1 pseudogene is annotated in these 311 nt (G+C 73.6%); it reads left to right on the top strand.

Features of this window, described 5'->3' with window-relative positions:
* A pseudogene (locus tag H926_RS29290) lies at positions 1–311 on the top strand (hypothetical protein); the annotation flags it as partial.

Raw genomic sequence — 311 nt, 5'->3', positions numbered from 1 at the left:
CCGGTGATGCGCGCGCCATGGCCCAGGCGATCACCGGCTGGCTTGCCGCGCATAGCCGGGTGGGTGCGCCGGTGATCGTGGTGGGGGAAAGCTATGGCGGCACCCGTGCGGCGGCGATGCTGCCCTTGCTCAAGGGCGTGAACCTGGCCGGGCTGGTCCTGCTGTCTCCCGCCCTGGCGATCGGGCCGCAGGGGGACAGCGAACTGGTCGAGGCACTGCCGGCCATGGCCGTGGCCGCAGCGGCCCATGGCAAGGGTGCGCTTGCCGGCCTGCCCCCGGCACAAGTGGAAGCGCGCGCGGCCGCCTTTGCC

The organism is Novosphingobium sp. B-7 (genome assembly GCF_000410615.1).
Classification (GTDB): Bacteria; Pseudomonadota; Alphaproteobacteria; order Sphingomonadales; family Sphingomonadaceae; genus Novosphingobium; species Novosphingobium capsulatum.
Note: the sequence above shows the minus strand (reverse complement) of the source record. Positions and strands in the feature narration are given on the sequence as shown.